Origin of the sequence: Sphingopyxis sp. H050 (assembly GCF_001468265.1) — a bacterium.
In the GTDB taxonomy this organism is placed as follows: domain Bacteria; phylum Pseudomonadota; class Alphaproteobacteria; order Sphingomonadales; family Sphingomonadaceae; genus Sphingopyxis.
In genome coordinates, this window is sequence record NZ_LNRZ01000005.1 from 81,131 (window position 1) to 98,239 (window position 17,109).

Here is a 17,109-nt window from a genome sequence, read left to right on the forward strand (position 1 = left end):
ACCAGGCGGCGCTCTTACCCTGCCCCCCCAAGAGCGCCGCCACCTCTTGTAACGGAGCATATATGCAAGAGACCAAGTCCTCCGGCTTCGTTCGCGTGCGCGGCGCGCGCGAGCACAACCTGAAGAATGTCGATGTCGACATACCGCGCGACGCGCTGGTCGTGTTCACCGGCGTGTCGGGATCGGGCAAGTCGTCGCTCGCTTTTTCGACTCTCTATGCAGAGGCGCAGCGCCGCTATCTGGAATCGGTCTCGCCCTATGCGCGCCGCCTGTTCCATCAGATGGAGGTGCCCGAGGTCGACGCGATCGAGGGGCTGCCGCCCGCGGTGGCGCTGCAGCAGCAGCGCGGCTCGCCGACCACCCGCTCGTCGGTCGGCAGCGTCACCACCCTCTCCAACCTGCTGCGGATGCTCTATTCGCGTGCCGGCGACTATCCGCCGGATCAGCCGCTTCTGTACGCCGACAGCTTTTCGCCCAACACGCCCGAGGGGGCGTGCCCGCGCTGTCACGGCATCGGCCGGATTCACGAGGTCACCGAGGCGTCGATGGTGCCCGATCCGTCGAAGACGATCCGCGAGCGCGCCATCGCCGCCTGGCCGATGGCGTGGGGCGGTCAGAATCTGCGCGACATATTGATCAGTCTCGGCATCGACGTCGACACGCCGTGGCGCGACCTGCCGAAGAAGATCCGCAACTGGATATTGTTCACCGAGGAACAGCCGCAGGTGCCGGTCTATCCCGGCTGGAGCCATGAGGAGATCCGGCGCGCGATCCGCCGCAAGATCGAGCCGGCCTATATGGGCACTTTTTCGAGCGCGAAGCGCCATGTCACCCACAGTTACGCCACCACCCAGAGCGCGATGATGAAAAAGCGCGCCGCGCGTTTCATGATCGCCAGCCTCTGCCCGGTCTGCAAGGGCAAGCGGCTGCGTCCGGAAGCCTTGTCGGTGCGTTTCGCGGGTCTCGACATCGCCGAGATGAGCGGTCTGCCTATCGCTCGCTTCTCGAAGATTTTCGGGCCTTATGCAGAGGCGAAGGCAGCCAAGCTCACCGGATTACGGCGGACCCATCCTGAAAAGGCTCTGGTAGTCGAGCGCATCGCGGGCGATCTCTGCCGCCGGCTGTCGGTGCTGCTCGATCTCGGCCTCGGCTATCTGACGCTGGAGCGCAGCACGCCGACGCTATCGCCGGGCGAGCTGCAGCGGCTGCGGCTCGCCACCCAGGTTGTCTCCAACCTGTTCGGCGTCGTCTATGTGATGGACGAGCCATCGGCCGGGCTGCATCCCGCCGATACCGAGGCGCTGCTCCGCGCGCTCGACGGGCTGAAGGCGGTCGGCAATTCGCTGTTCGTCGTCGAGCATGAGATGGACGTCGTGCGCCGCGCCGACTGGATCGTCGATGTCGGCCCCGCCGCGGGCGAGCATGGCGGCGAGATCCTCTACAGCGGGCCGATCGCGGGCCTGCGCGCGGTCGCAGCTTCGGAAACACGGCGCCATCTGTTCGACGAAGGCGGGGGGATGGCGAGCCGGGAGCGCGAGCCCGTCGGCTGGCTTCAGCTGGAAGGGATTTCGCGCAACAATCTGAAGAGCGTTGATTGCGCAATCCCGCTCGGCGTGATGACCATCGTCACCGGCATTTCCGGCTCGGGGAAATCGAGTCTGGTCAGCCAGGCGCTCGTCGAACTGGTCGCCAACGCGCTTGGCGCGCCGCTTGCGCCACCTGAGGAGCCGGATGTCGAAGCCGTGCTGGGGGACAGTCCAGCCGACGCGACCGAAGGCCGGATCGACGGCGGTCTCGAAAGAATCAGGCGGCTGATCGAGGTCGACCAGAAGCCGATCGGACGCACCCCGCGTTCCAACCTAGCCACTTATACCGGCCTGTTCGATCATGTCCGCGCGCTGTTCGCGGCGACCCCCGAAGCAAGGAAACGCCGCTACGATGCCGGGCGCTTCTCGTTCAACGTTGCCAAGGGCCGCTGTCCGCGCTGCGAGGGCGAAGGCTTTGTGATGGTCGAACTGCTCTTCTTGCCGAGCGTCTACGCGCCCTGTCCGATCTGTCACGGCACCCGCTACAACCCCGAGACGCTCGAAATCCGTTATCGCGGCAAGAGCATCGCCGAGGTTCTCGCGCTGACGGTCGACAGCGCCTGGGACTTTTTCGCCGACGCGCACAATGTTTGCCGCTCGCTCAAGGTGCTCCGCGAGGTCGGGCTCGGCTATCTTCGCCTGGGGCAGCCCGCGACCGAGTTTTCGGGCGGTGAAGCGCAGCGAGTAAAGCTCGCCACCGAGTTGCAGCGCGCGCAGCGCGGCGGCACCCTCTATGTGCTCGACGAGCCGACCACCGGCCTGCATCCGACCGATGTCGAGCGCCTGCTCGGCCAGCTTCATGCGCTGGTCGATGCAGGCAACAGTGTCGTCCTGGTCGATCACGATATGAAGGTAGCGGCGGCGAGCGACTGGGTGATCGACATCGGGCCCGGCGCAGGCGACGAGGGCGGGCGGATCGTCGCGAGCGGCCCGCCGGCGAAGGTTGCGGCCTGCGCGGCGAGCCGCACCGCACCCTATCTGGGTCGCGCGCTCGGCGGAACAGCGTTGCCCGACGCCTCCTGAGCGCCGCGCCGCGCCCTTAGCCCAATCAACGCGTCTGCGGCGCAGGGAGGGCGACGGGATCCTTGAGCTTGACGATTTCCCGAACACCGTCGCCGTTGACAATCTGGAGGCTGATCAGGCTGCCGACTTCGTAATCGACATACACCTCCTGCGGCTTGCGGATCATGTGATCGAGCCCCTCCAGCAAGACCTGGATCATGTCGCCCTTGGGATCATAGGCGATGCCGATGAACGGCAACCAGCTGGCCGCGACTTGGTCGCCAAGGTCGAGCGAGGCGACTTCCACCTCGGCGCGCTTGCCCGGAAGACTGGTGGTGAAGGTGTAGAAGAAATCGGTCCACGCGCTTTTGTCGATCTGCTGGATGCTCATCGCTTGTTCCTCGTGCAGGCGACGAGGTCGTCTTCCTCGCCGAAGGGACTGATAGGTCAGCCGTCTTTGGGCTTTTGGTCGGGGTTGCTGCTGCGGTTGGCGGTTCCGAACAATTCGCCGAGCCGGTCGAACAGCCCCTTGCCGCTTTCCTTCGCCTCGGCCTTGTCTTCGATCGCCTTCAGCGCGTCATAGAGCGCGTCGAGATCGCGCTTGGTCGCATAGCCGAGCGCCCGCGCCAGATCGAGCTGGGTCCGGGCGTCGGCGAGCAGGCCTTGCAGCGCGGCCTGTTCCTCGGCCGAGCGTTGCGGCCTTTCGGACAGCGGCTGCGCACGGGCCAGCAGCGCTTCGGCGCGGGCGAGGGGCAGGGGAATGACGGTTTCTTCGACGATCAGCGTCGACAACGCCGTCTCCAGCACCGCCACGGCTTCGCCGGGCTTGTCGTCGTGGAGCAGCGCGGCGGCCTGTTTGATCGCCGCGGGATAGGTGGCAAGAGGCAGGCTGGTCACGTCGATCACATGTTCGCTGGCGAGGTCGGCGATCAGGTGCCGAGCGTCCTGCAGCCGGCCGTCGTCGAGCGCCGCTTCGGCGCGGGTTCTGAGGGCCCTAACCGCATCGGGCGTCGTCACCACGTCGTGGATCGCGACGCGCACATCGACCGGCGCGAGCGCGAGCTTGGGATCGGCGGCGAGGACGATGTCGAGCTTGCCCGTCGCCCGCGCCAGCGCCTCGACCGCGCCGCGCGTGTCGTCAGCGGCCAGGCGGTCGAGCGCCGCCTGCGTCTCCTGCAGCGCGGAAACAGCTTCCGCGACGAGGGTTTTGCGCTTGGCGGCGAGTTGGTCGCCGAGGTCGCCTGCCGGCGCGGGGGCTGCCTGCACGGTGGCGCTGGCCGCACCGGCGGCGGCCGCCGTGCTGCCGGCTGCTGCCTGATCGGACGGATTCGTATCGCCGTTGCAGCCGGCGAGCAGCAGGCTCGTGCCGAGCGCGAGGATGGTGAGCCGACGCGGGCCAGCCGTGACTGCAAGGATGGGCGACGCGTATGAGGGAAGGAGCATGAGCATGAAACCTCCATTGGGTGAGGGCCTCAGGCCGGTTTAGCGCGCCCGGCCATGCGCTGCCTTGACGACCGTCAAGGCGCTCCCGGCCGCGAAATGCGACCTTCGCCGCCTCGATGGCATAGGAAAGGAAGCGAAAATGGCCGGCAAAGTGATCGGAATCGATCTTGGCACCACCAACAGCTGCGTCGCCGTGCTCGAAAATCGCAAGGCCAAGGTCATCGAGAATGCCGAGGGCGGCCGCACGACCCCGTCGGTGGTGGCCTTTGCCGCGGATGGCGAGATTCTCGTCGGCCAGCCGGCGAAGCGCCAGGCGGTCACCAATCCGGAAAACACCATCTATGCGATCAAGCGGCTGATCGGCCGGCGCTATGACGACCCCATCGTCGCCAAAGACAAGGAACTCGTTCCCTACAAGATCGTCAAGGGCAAGAATGGCGACGCCTGGGTCGAGGTGCGCGGCAAGACCTATTCGCCCGCCCAGATCTCCGCCTTCGTGCTCACCAAGATGAAGGAGACCGCCGAGGCCTATCTGGGCGAAAAGGTCGAGCAGGCGGTCATCACCGTTCCCGCCTATTTTAACGACGGCCAGCGCCAGGCGACCAAGGACGCAGGCCAGATTGCCGGGCTCGAGGTGCTGCGCATCATCAACGAGCCGACCGCCGCGGCGCTCGCCTATGGGCTGGAGAAAAAGGGCGAGGGTCAGGTCACCGTGTTCGACCTTGGCGGCGGCACCTTCGACGTCTCGATCCTCGAGATCGCCGACGATGTCTTTGAAGTGAAGTCGACCAACGGCGATACGTTCCTCGGCGGTGAGGATTTCGACAAAAGGATCGTCGACTGGCTGGCCGACGAATTCAACAAGAGCGACGGCATCGACCTGCGCAAGGATCGGCTGGCGCTCCAGCGTCTGCGCGAGGCAGCCGAAAAGGCCAAGGTGGAGCTGTCGACGACGATGGAGACGAGCATCAACCTGCCCTTCATCACCGCCGACCAGAACGGGCCGAAGCATCTCGATATCCGGCTGCGCCGCGCGCAGCTCGAAGAACTGGTCGCCGACCTGATCAAGCGGACCGAGCCGCCGTGCAAGGCGGCGCTGAAGGACGCCGCGCTGAAGCCCGCCGACATCGAGGAAGTCGTCCTCGTCGGCGGGATGACGCGGATGCCCAAGGTGCAGGAGAATGTTCAAAAGATCTTCGGCCGCGAACCCAGCAAGGGCGTCAATCCGGACGAGGTCGTCGCGATGGGCGCCGCGATCCAGGCCGGCGTGCTGCAGGGCGATGTCAGCGATGTCCTGCTGCTCGACGTGACGCCGCTTTCGCTCGGGATCGAGACGCTGGGCGGGGTCATGACGAAGATGATCGACCGCAACACCACCATCCCGGCCAAGCGCAGCGAAACCTATAGCACCGCCGAAGACAATCAGCAGGCGGTGACGATCCGGGTGTTTCAGGGCGAGCGCGAAATCGCGGCGGACAACAAGCTGCTCGGCCAGTTCGATCTGGTCGGCATCCCGCCCGCGCCGCGCGGCGAGCCGCAGATCGAGGTGACCTTCGACATCGATGCCAACGGCATCGTCAATGTGTCGGCCAAGGACAAGGGCACCGGCAAGGAGCAGCAGATCAAGATCCAGGCGTCGGGCGGGCTCAGCGAGGCCGATATCGACCGCATGGTCAAGGAAGCCGAGGCGCATGCCGACGAGGACCGCAAGCGGCGCGCGCTGATCGAGGCGCGCAACCGCGGCGATTCGGCGATCGCCGCCGCCGAGCGCGCGCTGGCCGAAGGAAAGGGCGACGCCAAGACGCGCGCCGCGGTCGAAGCGGCGGTCGCCGAGACGCGGTCGGCGCTTACCGATGCGTCGGCGGAGGAGATTGACGCCAAGGCTGCGACGCTCGTGCAGACGGTTGCGGTTATGGAGCAGTCGTCGGGCGGCGATGCCGGCGGTGCGAGCGAGAGCCAGGCGGCCGCCGCCGACGACGGCGTCGTCGATGCCGAGTTCGAGGAGGTCGATGGCGACGGGAAAGGCCGCGGCTGAGCCGGGCGGGGCGTAATTCTCTGCTTTGGCCAAGGCCCGGCCTGATGACCGTCAAGGCGGACCGGCTTCGCCCCACCTAATCTCGGCGCTCCACACATTACAGGAGATGAGAGATGACCACCGACAGTGACATCAAGCGCGACGTCGAAGCCGAACTCCGCTGGGATCCGGACATCGACGCCACCGACATCGGCGTGGCCGTTAAGGACGGCGTCGTGACGCTGACCGGCTTCGTTCGCAGCTACAGCCAGAAATATCAGGCCGAGCGCGAGGTCAAGAAGGTCAAGGGCGTGCGCGGGGTCGCCAACGACATCGAGGTCAAGCTGCCGAGCGCCAACGAACGCCCCGATCCCGAGATCGTCCGCGACGCCGTCGCCGCGCTCAAGCGCGAGCTGCCCTACTCCAGCGAGCATATCCAGGCGGTCGCCCGGAACGGCTGGCTGACGCTGGAAGGCGAGGTCGAATGGAAATTCCAGAGCGAGCGCGCCGAAGAGGCGGTGCGCCGGATCAAGGGGCTGAAGGGCGTTTCCAACCTGATCAGGCTGAAACCGCGCGTGACCCCCAGCGAGGTCAAGCAACAGATCGAGGAGGCGCTGAAAAGGTCGGCCGAGGTCGATGCCCAAAAGATCACGGTCGAGACCGTCGGCGGCGAAGTGACGCTGCGCGGCACGGTGCGCTCGTGGGCCGAACGGCAGGAGGCCGAGCGCGCTGCGTGGCGGGCGCCGGGTGTCGTGCGCGTCGAAAACAAGATCATCGTCGCCCCGTAATCGGCGGCGCCATCGTCCACCACGAAAGGAGACCGTCATGGCGACTCTACATCAGCGGCTGTTCACCCCCGATGCGGGAACCGCACGGATCGCGAACCTTTGGTGGGCGATGGCGCTGCGCGGCGCCGGCGCGGTCGTGCTGGGAACGCTCGCCTTGTTGTGGCCGGACATCACGCTCCTCGTCCTCGTCTTTCTCTTTGCTGCCTATTGCGTCGTCGATGCGGTCTTCTCGATCGTCCTGGCGGTGCGCGGCGCGCGGCGGCACGAGAGATGGTGGTGGCCGGCGCTCCACGCACTGGTGGCGCTGGGGGCGGCGGCGGCGGCCGTGCTCTATCCCGGCATCACCCTCATCGTCTTTGTTGCGATGCTGGTCGCCTGGGCGCTGTTCACCGGTGTTTTCTCGATCGCGGCCGCCTTTCGGCTCGACCGCGCCCATGGCCGCTGGTGGTATGTCGCCAGCGGTGTGGTCGCGCTGATTCTCGCCGCGCTGTTGATCGCCGTCCCGGGCATAGGGCTGTTGACCCTGACCTGGATGGTCGCCTTTCAGGCCCTGATGTCGGGCAGCCTGCTCCTCGGTCTGGCCTTCCGGCTCCGCATGAAGAGCGCCGCAGCAGCGGGGGAGGTCAGCGGCCTGAACCAGCATCCCGAGGATCAACCCAAGGCGGCGTGACGATCGCGGGTCGCGGATCATGACGCTCTCCGCCGAGTGGGTGACGGCAGCGGGAACTGCGATGGCGGGCCTTGCCACGCTGATCGCGGGATGGGCGGCGGTCCGCGGCGTCGATGCCTGGCGCTCGGAGATCGTCGGGCGCCGCAAGGCGGAGCTGGCGGAGGACGTGCTCGCCCAATTCTGCCACGCGCGCGATGTGCTCATTTGGGCGCGGCTCCCCGACCGGCCGCTCGCACCTGCGCCCGATGGCGACGACCCGGACGAACGCCATCGCTCGCACGCCTCGCCGATCGAGCGGCTGACCCAGGAAAGCGCACTGTTCTCCGAACTCCAGGCGAGCCGCTATCGCTTCATGGCCTATTTCGGCGAGGATGCGGCGAACCCCTTCGAGCAGATGCGCGCGATCCATGGCGAGGTCATGTCGGCGGCAGAGGCGCTGATCCGCGACCCGAACGAACAGGCGTCCGACGCCGACCGCGATCGTTGGGAAGACGCGATCGGCTGGGTCGACGATGGCGACGACGCGCTGGCGCGGCGTCTCGCCGAAACGATCGCCGCGGTCGAACATGTCTGCCGCCCGCTGATCGCCGACCAGCGTCCGCGGCTGGGAAAAATGAAGGCGTAGCGAACGCCGGGCTCGGATGAATTTTCCTGCCCAGCCCGCGCCATAATGACGACCGTCAAGGCCTTGCGGGGCATCGACATTTATACAGCCGGCTTGGGGCATTCAGGGAGCCGGACATGGTTGCGACGCACGAAACACAGCAAGGCGCAGACTTTCGCACCGACCTGCCCGAACGCCCCGACGCGGCGCCCGATCCCGTCGACCTGAGCTCGCTCGATTCCTTCCCGGCCAGCGACCCGCCGGGCTGGACAGGAATCCATGCCGGTCGCGTCGATCGCCAATCACAAGGAGGGCCTTCCATGCAGACGCTTATGCCTCCGCTGTCGCCGCAGGATCATCTGCGCGGCGATTCCCATGCGACTGTCACGATCATTGAATATGGGGATTATCAATGCCCCTATTGCGCGGCCGCCGAGCCGATCGTCGTCGAGGTTCTGCGCCGGTCCATCGGCGTGCGGCAAGCCTTCCGCCATTTTCCGCTGGAAACCATTCACCCGATGGCGAAGATGGCCGCGGAAACGGCAGAATTCGCCGCCCGCCACGGCAGTTTCTGGCAGATGCACGGCGCGCTCATGGCGCATTCGGCAGAACTCAGCATCCCCTTGCTGTTCGGCCTTGCTGCAGGGTTGGGCTTGCCCACCGCCGAGCTTCGCGATGGACTGTCCGATGGCCGGTTCGCAGCGAAAGTCGGGCATGATTTTGCGCGCGGCATGTTGAACGGCGTCGCGGGCACGCCGACGCTGTTCATCAACGATCAGCGCTATGTCGGACCGATGACCGTCGGCGCGCTGACCGCCGCAATCAACACCGAGCGCGCCCATGTCATCGCCGTGGCGCCGCAAATGCACGTCCGCGGGTAGGAGTAGGTAAGATGGTCAAAGTCGGACTCTGGGTTGAACTGATTGCCCGCGCCGGGCGCGAGCGCGATGTCGCCGCCTTCCTGATCGACGCATTGCCCGCGGTGCAGCGCGAAACAGGAACGATCTGCTGGTTCGGGATCCGCCTCGATCACGCCACCTTTGCGATCTTCGATGCGTTTGAGAGCGAAGAGGGGCGCGATGCCCATCTCGCCGGCGCGGTCGCCGAGGCGCTTGCCGACCGGGCGGACGACCTCTTTGTCCAGCCGCCCGCGATCCGGAAGCTCGACGTCCTCGCCGCCAAGCTCGCGGGCGGTTAGGGGCAGCATCCATTTGATGACGAACTAGGGAACAGGCTCGCGGATCAGCGGCCTTGCGGCAGCGCATCGAGATAGGCGTGAACCGTCTGCACTAGCTGCGCGCCTTCGCCGACGGCCGCGGACATGCGTTTGGTCGAACCCGCCCGCACGTCGCCGATCGCAAAGACGCCGTCGCGGCTGGTCGTGAAGCGCAGGCCTTCGGCACCGGGTTCGGCGCCCGTCCGCACAAACCCGCGTTCGTCGAGGGCGACGCCCGAGTGCGCAAGCCAGGCGGTGTTGGGATCGGCGCCGATGAAGAGGAACAGGTGGCGGATCGCGCGGCGCACTTCCTCTCCCGTACTGTCGTTGCGCCAGCTGACCCACTCGAGCTGATCGTCGCTGCCGCCGATGGCCGTTACGCAGGTGCGGGTGAGCAGCGAGATATTGGGGATCGCCGCGATTCGATCGATCAGATAGCGTGACATGCTTTCGGCAAGGCCGGCGCCGCGCACCAGCAGATGGACGTGCGCGACATGCCGCGACAGGAACACCGCCGCCTGGCCGGCCGAATTTCCGCCGCCGACCAGCGCGACTTCCTCGCCGGCGCAGAGCCGCGCCTCGATCGGCGAGGCCCAATAATGGACGCCCGATGTTTCGAAACGCTCGATGCCGGGGATTGCGGGACGCCGGTATACCGCGCCGCAGGCGAGGGCGACCGCACGCGCACGCGCGGGCTGGTTGTCTTCGACCTCCAGCCGGTGCGGCCCGGTCTTGCCGCCACGCTGCTTGGGCAGCGCGGTGACCGGCGCCGCAAGCAGCATCTCCGCGCCGAACTTGTGCGCCTGGGCATAGGCCCGGCCCGCGAGCGCCTGCCCCGAAATGCCGGTCGGGAAGCCGAGGTAGTTTTCGATCCGCGCCGACGCGCCTGCTTGGCCGCCGAACACGCGGCTTTCGAGCAGCAGCACGCTCAGCCCTTCCGACGCCGCATAGACCGCGGCGGCCAGCCCAGCGGGGCCGGCGCCGACGATGGCGAGGTCGTAGAGCTTTTCGGGATCGATGTCGCGCAGCAGCCCGATGCAACGGGCAATCTCCGCCTCGCTGGGATCGTGCAGCACCTCGCCGTCGGGACAGATGACGATCGGCAGGGCATCGGGTTTGAGGCCGAACTGGTCGAGCAGCTGCCGCGCCTCGGGATGGTCTTGCGGGTCGAGCAGTTGATGCGGAAAGGCGTTGCGCAGCAGAAAACTCTGCAGCCGGACGATCGCCGCGCTGCCGGCGCGGCCGATCAGCAGCGGCCCGCCGGCGCCGGTCTCGATCAGCAGCGCGCGCCGCAGGATCAGCGCCCGCATCAGCCGCTCGCCCAGCTCGGGCTCGGTGATCATCAAGGTCCGCAGGCGATCGGTCGGGATCAGGATTGCCTCGACGTCATCTTTCGCGATCGCATCGACCAGCGCCGGCTGGCCGGTGAGTTGCCCGATCTCGGCAAGAAACTGCCCGGGGCCGAGCTCGGTCAGGTCGTTAATGATCGTGCCGTGGCGCTCGCGCACGGTGACATGGCCGGCCAGCAGCACGAATATGCCCGCGACCGGCTCCCCCGTGGTGTTGAGGCGGGCGCCCTTTTCGAAGCGAACGATCGTGCCGAACGCTTTGAAACGCTCGCGCTCATCGGCCGAGAAGGTGGGAAGGATCTGCTCGCCCCGTTCCTCGATCAACCGCGTTGCTTGATTCGACATGACTGGCCTCCTGGCCGCAGCATGCCGCACCATCGCGGCGCGCGAAGTGACGATTGTCAAGGCGCGCTCGCGCGGCGAGGCGCATGGCGATCATCTCACCGCCCAGCAGGAGATCGAATCATGGCGCCGTTATCGCGGGCGCGCCGGCGCCTTGGGCCGAAGTTCCGGGTTTCGGGGCAGCGGACAGCTGGAATGTCACGACCGATCCCGAAGCGTTGCTGCGACCAACGGAAATACGCCCCCCATGCGCTTCGATGATGGTGCGGCAGATCGTCAGCCCGACGCCGAGCCCGGCGGCCTTGGTCGAGCCGAACGATGTGAACAGGCCGTCGCGAAGCTCGTCCGCGAATCCGGGGCCATTGTCCTCGACATCGACCACAACGGCATCGCCGCGCAGATGGGCGGTGATCGCCAATCTCCGCTCGTCCTGTCCGTCCATCGCTTCAACGGAATTGCGAAACAGGTTGAAAAATACCTGTTGGATCTGGACCGGGTCGGCCATCGCCTCGATGTCGCCAAGATCGCGGTCGATCCGCACCGCCGCCAGCGCCTCGTTGGGAATCGCCAAGGCGAGGGCGTCATCGACCAGGCTGTCCAGCCGAACGGGCTGCAACTGCGCCTTGCCGCGGCTCACCATGCGCCGCAACCGCCTGATGATCTCGCCGACATGCTGCGATGCCGCCGCCGCCTCGTCGATCGCGGCCATTGCTTCGGGAATGGCCGCAGCGCCGCGTTCGCGCAGCATTCGCCGCGCGCCGCCCATATAGTTGGCGATCCCGGTCAGCGGCTGGTTGATCTCATGCGCCAACGCCGACGCCATGGTGCCCATCGCGCTCAGCCGCGACACATGGACCAGTTCGTTTTGCAGGTCGTTCAGCCGCTGCTGCGCCTCGACGCGTTCGCTGAGGTCGGACATTGCGCCGATCATGCGGATTGCATTCCCATCGTCGTCGCGAATGACATAGCCGCGATCGAGAATTTGCGCATAGCTTCCGTCGGCGCGGCGGAAACGATATTCATATTGCCAGCGGTCCTCGCCCTTATCGATGAAGCCCTGAATATCGTCGAGGGTGGCTTCGCGGTCCTGATCATGAATCCGCTGCTTCCACCATTCGGCACGGGGGCTCGGTCGCTCCCCCGCCAGATGTTCGATGGCGGCATTCCATTCGACCTCGCCGCTGACGAGGTCCCAATCCCATACCGCGTCGTTCGTCGCCTTGGCCGCCAGCCGATAGCGTTCGTCGCTGCGCCGGATTCGCGCCTCGGTTTCGCGCCAACGCGTGACGTCCCGCGAAATGCCGATCAGGCCGCGAAGTTCGCCGTCGACGACCCAGGGCACCTTGATGGTGTGAAAGGTCCGCGGGACGCCGCCGATCGGGACGGTCTCCTCGACGACCGAACTCTTGCCCGTCTCCAGGACATGGCGGTCGGCTGCAGCAAAGCCTTCCGCGATCTCCGGCGGAAACACATCTTCGACCCTGCGCCCCAACAGGTCCAGGCCGGATCGTTCGAGCGCGCGGTTGACCAGTACGAAACGGCCCCTGAGATCCTTGACGAAAATCGAGTCCTGCGCGCTGTCGATGATCGTCGCCAGCAGCGTCGCGGCGTTGGCGCTGGCCGCCCGCCGCTCGGTGATGTCCTCGGCGACGATGATCGTCGATGGCGCCTCGGCCTCGTGGCGCATGAAAGAAATATTCACCGAACACCAGCGTGTGCTGCCGTCGGGCCGAAGGAAACGCAGTTCGGCGACCTGGGGTTCGCCCGATCGCCGATGCGTTTGAAGGGCCGCAAGATGGTCCGCGAGATCGTCGGGGTGGATCAAATCGGCGAGGGTCAGCGCGGCCAGCTCCGTCTCAATGCGGCCGACGATGCGGCAGAAATGATCGTTGGCGAGCGCGGTCCTGTTCGCCGCATCGAACTGAGCGATGCCGATGAACGCTTGGCCGAACAGCGCGTCGAGGGCGCGGCGGCGCGACTGGGCTGCCTCAAGGGCATCATGCCGCTCGGTGATGTTGCGGAAGAAGACGGTCAGCTGCGAACCCGAGGGGACGGCGTGGACCTCGTACCAGCTGTTCAGCGGCGCGAAGAAAGTTTCGAATGTCTCGCTCGCCTGGTTGGCGATCGCGAGACGATAGCGCTCGTCGAAGATCGACCCCACGGCCTCGGGAAAGCACTCCCACAGGTTGCGGCCGACCAGACCGCCAATGCCGAGTTCGCGGATCGCATGTTCATTGCCGAACACCACGCGCCAATCGGGATCGAGGACCATGACGCAGTCCGTCGTCCGTTCGAAAAAATCTGCGGCGGGGAGGTTCAGCATGGCTGCTCCACAAGTTTCAAACATCATTGTGCCTCCCCCCTTACCGGTCCCGGGGCGCGCAGCCAATGCGGAGCGGGGGCGCAACACGCAGCTTTGTTATTTCGCAACTTAAGTCTATGAAATGAAACCAACGACAGGAGAAGGGAGACAGGATATGGACTCCGCTGCGGACCAAGCCGCCTCCTCGCCGATCGACACGCGACGCGTGTATATCGTCGATGACGACCAGATGGTGCGACGTTCGACGTCTTTTCTCCTGAACAGCGCCGGCTATACGGTGCGTGCGTTCATCTCGGGCCGGGATTTCCTGAGCGAACTGAAGGGGCTTCAGCCGGGTATCACGCTGCTGGATGTGCGGATGCCCGACATGGATGGGCTTGCGGTGCTGGAGCATATGCCGGGTGACATGCGTCCGCTCTTTCCGGTCGTGGTCGTTACCGGCCACGGCGACCTGCCCACCGCTGTCCGCGCGATGAAGCTGGGCGCCAGGGATTTTCTGGGAAAGCCGTTTGCGGAGGAGGCCCTCTTCGAAGTGCTCGAAACCATCTCTGCCCGGCTTGCCGACGAGGTCGACCATATATCGCGGCGCGACCGGTCGCGCGCCTTGATCGGCACGTTGTCGCCGCGCGAGCTTGAGGTGCTTCGGGGCCTGATTGGGGGCGAGTCGAACAAAGTGGTGGCGCACAATCTCGGCCTCAGCGTCCGAACCGTCGAGATGCACCGGGCAAAGATGCTCGATCGGCTCGGGGTGCGGACGCTGCCCGACGCCATCCGGACGCTGTTCATGGCCGAACTGAAATTGTGACGCCCCAACCGATGTCAAAAATCGGCGCCGGACAGCGCCCTGAGCGACCCAAGGTCAGCGACGCTCAGATTCTCGGTCAACCAGATGCCGGCAGTGCCGTCACGCGACCAGCGAACGATGCCCCGCCGATCGAGATCGCCGCCGAGGAGGATCTTGACCGGAAGGCCGGGGGAGAAGCCTCCGCTGTGCGCGATCTTCACGCCTGATTGGGAAATATCCCTCAGCCGGACGAGCTGCGTGCCATCTTCGTAGGTGATCGGGACGGTTTTGCCGAACGGAAGCCGTAAGGGCCGATAATCGCGGGCGTATCGTTCCTCATAGAGCCGCTTCAGCGTCTGCGCGCTGTCGATGGCATTTCCCAGCCTGACCCCGCAATCGCTGCCGTTTTGCCAGACGATGGTGCCATACAGGTTGCAGCCTTCCGCCAACTCGATGGCGATGGGTGCGCCCGGGCAAGCGGGAAGCGAGAGCGAAAGCATGATGCCTTGGTCCGAGAGGTTTCGCACCTTGGCGAGCCCCTGATCGCCGCTCGTCGTTACACGCGCGACGCGATACACGGTGCGCAGGCGTTGATGGTCCCGCCGCTCGGGTGACGGAAGGACGCCCATCGGGAAAGTGGGGAGTCCGGATTCGATTGGCTCAGGCAAATGGTGCATGCGTAACCCTCCTTGCGGGGGGAATTGCGATGCTTTCCGCGCATGTTATAGATCGGAAAAATACGGGCGCGGTGTTAACCGTTCGGCAAGGAACCGCGCCCTTTAGGACAAGCGAACCCGGTTATTGCGCGGTGCACAATGGCGGATGGATGGATATGAGCGACCTGGCCTGCTGGATGTATATTAGCAGAGCGACGATTCTCCGCGAAGACGCAGATCAGGCGATCGACGCTATCGTCGCCGTATCGCGGCCTCGCAATGCGGCGCTTCAGATTACCGGTGCGCTCGTTTTCAGCGGCGACAGCTTCGCCCAGGCTATCGAGGGACCGGCCGAAGCCGTAGCCGAACTGCGCGCGCTCATTGCGCGCGATATGCGCCACGCCGAGCTGATGACGGTGGCCGATGGGGAGCAAAGCAGCCGGGATTTCGCCAGCTGGTCGCTCGCCTATTCGGGGACGGCCCATTTCGTTGCCCGCGAAATCGAGCGCATACGCGCCGCGATCCATTCCGAGCCTTATCATTCGCAACGCGATCTGAGGCGGTTGTTGGGAGAGCTGTCGTCATAGTGGTGCGGCGCCCGCCTTCCCATTCTCTTCCGGTCGGCGATGACGGGTGAGGGCGGCGGTATCCCGCCGCCCTCCGATTGTCAGAAGTCCATCGCCGGTACGGCTGCGGCCTTTTCTTCCTTTGGCAGCTCGGCGACGAGCGCCTCGGTCGTGATCAGCAGCGAGGCGACCGACGCCGCGTCCTGCAGCGCGGTGCGCACGACCTTTGCAGGGTCGATCACGCCGGCTTTCACGAGGTCCTGATATTCGCCGGTCGCGGCGTTGAAGCCCCAGCTATACTCCTCGCTTTCGAGCAGCTTGCCGACGATCCACGCGCCGTCCTCGCCGGCATTGTCGGCGATCTGGCGCGCCGGGGCGCGGAGCGCGCGGCGGACGATGTCGATACCCGAATGCTGATCGTCGTTCGCGGCCTTCAGGCCCTCGAGCGCTTTGAGCGAGCGGAGCAGCGCGATGCCGCCGCCGGGAAGAATGCCTTCCTCGACCGCCGCGCGGGTCGCGTGGAGCGCGTCGTCGACGCGGTCCTTCTTCTCCTTGACCTCGACCTCGGTCGCGCCGCCGACGCGGATCACCGCGACGCCGCCCGCAAGCTTGGCGAGCCGCTCCTGCAGCTTTTCGCGGTCATAGTCGCTGGTGGTCGTCTCGATCTGCTGGCGGATTTGCGCGACGCGGGCGTCGATGTCGGATTTCGAACCGACGCCGTCGACGATCGTCGTATTATCCTTGTCGATGACGACCTTCTTGGCGCGGCCGAGCATGTTGATCGTGACGCTCTCGAGCTTGATGCCCAATTCCTCGCTGACGACATTGCCGCCGGTGAGCACCGCGATATCCTCGAGCATCGCCTTGCGGCGGTCGCCGAAGCCCGGCGCCTTCACCGCCGCGACCTTGAGCCCGCCGCGCAGACGGTTGACGACCAGCGTCGCCAGCGCTTCGCCCTCGACATCCTCGGCGATGATCAGCAGCGGCCGGCCCGACTGCACGACGCCTTCGAGCAGGGGCAGCATCGCCTGCAGGTTCGACAGCTTCTTCTCATGGATGAGAATGTACGGATCGTCGAGCTCGACCTTGAGCTTCTCGGCGTTGGTGATGAAATAGGGGCTGAGGTAGCCGCGGTCGAACTGCATGCCCTCGACCGTCTCGAGCTCGGTCGCGAGGCTCTTGGCTTCCTCGACGGTGATCACGCCTTCGTTGCCGACCTTTTCCATCGCCTCGGCGAGGATGCGGCCCACCTCTTCGTCGCCGTTGGCCGAGATTGTCGCGACCTGCGCGATCTCGCTGTTCGCCTCGACCGACTTGGCGTGCGCCTTGAGGTCCTCGACGACGGTGGTGACGGCAAGGTCGATGCCGCGCTTGACGTCCATCGGGTTCATCCCCGCGGCGACGGCCTTCGCGCCTTCGCGGACGATCGCCTGCGCGAGCACGGTCGCGGTGGTGGTGCCGTCGCCGGCCTTGTCGTTCTGCTTGCTCGCGACCTCGCGCAGCATCTGCGCGCCCATATTCTCGAACTTGTCGGCCAGCTCGATTTCCTTGGCGACGGTGACGCCATCCTTGGTGATGCGCGGGGCGCCGAAGCTCTTGTCGATCACGACGTTGCGGCCCTTGGGGCCCAGCGTGACCTTCACTGCATTCGCAAGCGTATCCACGCCGCGCAGCATGCGATCACGCGCGTCCGACGCAAATTTCACTTCCTTGGCAGCCATTTTTACCTCCTTCTTTATGTCCTTTCAGTTGCTGGATGGATGCGG

General features: G+C 65.8%; 15 protein-coding genes. 9 read left to right on the forward strand and 6 right to left on the reverse strand.

From position 1 onward, the window contains the following. The first annotated feature begins 62 nt into the window (after window positions 1-62). Complete coding sequence (locus tag ATE67_RS11545; protein ID WP_058816832.1) at window positions 63-2,609, forward strand: excinuclease ABC subunit UvrA; 2,547 nt, start codon at window positions 63-65, stop codon at window positions 2,607-2,609. A 25-nt stretch (window positions 2,610-2,634) separates the two neighbouring features. On the opposite strand, the gene ATE67_RS11550 is transcribed toward ATE67_RS11545, so the two are convergent. Together ATE67_RS11550 and ATE67_RS11555 are read right to left on the reverse strand one after the other, a co-directional pair. Next, entirely contained in the window at window positions 2,635-2,979 is a 345-nt protein-coding gene (locus tag ATE67_RS11550; protein ID WP_197411935.1) for a DUF5335 domain-containing protein, read from the reverse strand. A gap of 56 nt (window positions 2,980-3,035) precedes the next feature. Then, entirely contained in the window at window positions 3,036-4,037 is a 1,002-nt protein-coding gene (locus ATE67_RS11555) for a YfdX family protein (RefSeq protein ID WP_058816833.1), read from the reverse strand. Between the two features lie 133 nt (window positions 4,038-4,170). On the opposite strand from ATE67_RS11555, the gene dnaK reads away from it, so the two are divergent. The 6 genes from dnaK to ATE67_RS11585 all read left to right on the forward strand — a co-directional run bounded on the left by dnaK (window position 4,171) and on the right by ATE67_RS11585 (window position 9,305). Then, window positions 4,171-6,066 carry a molecular chaperone DnaK gene (dnaK, locus tag ATE67_RS11560; RefSeq protein ID WP_058817074.1) on the forward strand — a complete coding sequence of 632 codons (1,896 nt, stop codon included), beginning with the start codon at window positions 4,171-4,173 and terminating at the stop codon, window positions 6,064-6,066. 113 nt (window positions 6,067-6,179) lie between these two features. Then, the gene (locus ATE67_RS11565) at window positions 6,180-6,833 is read left to right on the forward strand and encodes a BON domain-containing protein (protein WP_058816834.1); all 654 of its coding nucleotides are present in this window, start codon (window positions 6,180-6,182) and stop codon (window positions 6,831-6,833) included. Window positions 6,834-6,870: 37 nt separating this feature from the next. Then, window positions 6,871-7,503: an HdeD family acid-resistance protein gene (locus ATE67_RS11570; protein ID WP_058816835.1), complete on the forward strand. Its 633-nt coding sequence runs from the start codon at window positions 6,871-6,873 to the stop codon at window positions 7,501-7,503. Window positions 7,504-7,522: 19 nt separating this feature from the next. Continuing rightward, window positions 7,523-8,128 (forward strand): hypothetical protein, encoded by a 606-nt coding sequence (locus ATE67_RS11575; protein ID WP_156416995.1) that lies wholly within the window; start codon window positions 7,523-7,525, stop codon window positions 8,126-8,128. 299 nt (window positions 8,129-8,427) lie between these two features. Next, window positions 8,428-8,988, forward strand: coding sequence for a DsbA family protein (locus ATE67_RS11580; protein WP_082660353.1), 561 nt, complete (start codon window positions 8,428-8,430; stop codon window positions 8,986-8,988). 11 nt (window positions 8,989-8,999) lie between these two features. Further along, window positions 9,000-9,305, forward strand: coding sequence for a putative quinol monooxygenase (locus tag ATE67_RS11585; protein WP_058816838.1), 306 nt, complete (start codon window positions 9,000-9,002; stop codon window positions 9,303-9,305). Between the two features lie 44 nt (window positions 9,306-9,349). Here ATE67_RS11585 and ATE67_RS11590 read toward each other — a convergent pair whose 3' ends face one another. Continuing rightward, window positions 9,350-11,017 (reverse strand): FAD-dependent oxidoreductase, encoded by a 1,668-nt coding sequence (locus tag ATE67_RS11590; RefSeq protein WP_197411936.1) that lies wholly within the window; start codon window positions 11,015-11,017, stop codon window positions 9,350-9,352. Between the two features lie 118 nt (window positions 11,018-11,135). After that, window positions 11,136-13,337 (reverse strand): PAS domain S-box protein, encoded by a 2,202-nt coding sequence (locus tag ATE67_RS11595; RefSeq protein ID WP_058816839.1) that lies wholly within the window; start codon window positions 13,335-13,337, stop codon window positions 11,136-11,138. A 154-nt stretch (window positions 13,338-13,491) separates the two neighbouring features. On the opposite strand from ATE67_RS11595, the gene ATE67_RS11600 reads away from it, so the two are divergent. After that, on the forward strand, window positions 13,492-14,142 hold the full coding sequence (locus ATE67_RS11600) for a response regulator transcription factor (protein ID WP_058816840.1): 651 nt from the start codon (window positions 13,492-13,494) through the stop codon (window positions 14,140-14,142). Between the two features lie 14 nt (window positions 14,143-14,156). Here the strand turns inward: ATE67_RS11600 and ATE67_RS11605 are convergent, their stop codons facing one another. Beyond that, window positions 14,157-14,798: a PilZ domain-containing protein gene (locus ATE67_RS11605; RefSeq protein WP_082660330.1), complete on the reverse strand. Its 642-nt coding sequence runs from the start codon at window positions 14,796-14,798 to the stop codon at window positions 14,157-14,159. Window positions 14,799-14,953: 155 nt separating this feature from the next. Between ATE67_RS11605 and ATE67_RS11610 the strand changes: the two genes are divergently transcribed. Beyond that, window positions 14,954-15,364 carry a BLUF domain-containing protein gene (locus ATE67_RS11610; RefSeq protein ID WP_197411938.1) on the forward strand — a complete coding sequence of 137 codons (411 nt, stop codon included), beginning with the start codon at window positions 14,954-14,956 and terminating at the stop codon, window positions 15,362-15,364. An 80-nt stretch (window positions 15,365-15,444) separates the two neighbouring features. Here ATE67_RS11610 and groL read toward each other — a convergent pair whose 3' ends face one another. Next, on the reverse strand, window positions 15,445-17,064 hold the full coding sequence (groL, locus tag ATE67_RS11615; RefSeq protein ID WP_058816843.1) for a chaperonin GroEL: 1,620 nt from the start codon (window positions 17,062-17,064) through the stop codon (window positions 15,445-15,447). Window positions 17,065-17,109 lie beyond the last annotated feature (45 nt).

What these genes read in the sequence shown, in the direction of transcription:
- ATE67_RS11575 (WP_156416995.1), top strand. Translation starts at nt 7,523, where the DNA reads ATGACGCTCTCCGCCGAGTGGGTGACGGCAGCGGGAACTGCGATGGCG.
- ATE67_RS11585 (WP_058816838.1), top strand. Translation starts at nt 9,000, where the DNA reads ATGGTCAAAGTCGGACTCTGGGTTGAACTGATTGCCCGCGCCGGGCGC.
- ATE67_RS11570 (WP_058816835.1), top strand. Translation starts at nt 6,871, where the DNA reads ATGGCGACTCTACATCAGCGGCTGTTCACCCCCGATGCGGGAACCGCA.
- ATE67_RS11610 (WP_197411938.1), top strand. Translation starts at nt 14,954, where the DNA reads ATGAGCGACCTGGCCTGCTGGATGTATATTAGCAGAGCGACGATTCTC.
- ATE67_RS11565 (WP_058816834.1), top strand. Translation starts at nt 6,180, where the DNA reads ATGACCACCGACAGTGACATCAAGCGCGACGTCGAAGCCGAACTCCGC.
- ATE67_RS11580 (WP_082660353.1), top strand. Translation starts at nt 8,428, where the DNA reads ATGCAGACGCTTATGCCTCCGCTGTCGCCGCAGGATCATCTGCGCGGC.
- ATE67_RS11590 (WP_197411936.1), bottom strand. Translation starts at nt 11,017, where the DNA reads ATGTCGAATCAAGCAACGCGGTTGATCGAGGAACGGGGCGAGCAGATC.
- ATE67_RS11550 (WP_197411935.1), bottom strand. Translation starts at nt 2,979, where the DNA reads ATGAGCATCCAGCAGATCGACAAAAGCGCGTGGACCGATTTCTTCTAC.
- dnaK (WP_058817074.1), top strand. Translation starts at nt 4,171, where the DNA reads ATGGCCGGCAAAGTGATCGGAATCGATCTTGGCACCACCAACAGCTGC.
- ATE67_RS11600 (WP_058816840.1), top strand. Translation starts at nt 13,492, where the DNA reads ATGGACTCCGCTGCGGACCAAGCCGCCTCCTCGCCGATCGACACGCGA.
- ATE67_RS11555 (WP_058816833.1), bottom strand. Translation starts at nt 4,037, where the DNA reads ATGCTCATGCTCCTTCCCTCATACGCGTCGCCCATCCTTGCAGTCACG.
- ATE67_RS11595 (WP_058816839.1), bottom strand. Translation starts at nt 13,337, where the DNA reads ATGCTGAACCTCCCCGCCGCAGATTTTTTCGAACGGACGACGGACTGC.
- ATE67_RS11605 (WP_082660330.1), bottom strand. Translation starts at nt 14,798, where the DNA reads ATGCACCATTTGCCTGAGCCAATCGAATCCGGACTCCCCACTTTCCCG.
- groL (WP_058816843.1), bottom strand. Translation starts at nt 17,064, where the DNA reads ATGGCTGCCAAGGAAGTGAAATTTGCGTCGGACGCGCGTGATCGCATG.
- ATE67_RS11545 (WP_058816832.1), top strand. Translation starts at nt 63, where the DNA reads ATGCAAGAGACCAAGTCCTCCGGCTTCGTTCGCGTGCGCGGCGCGCGC.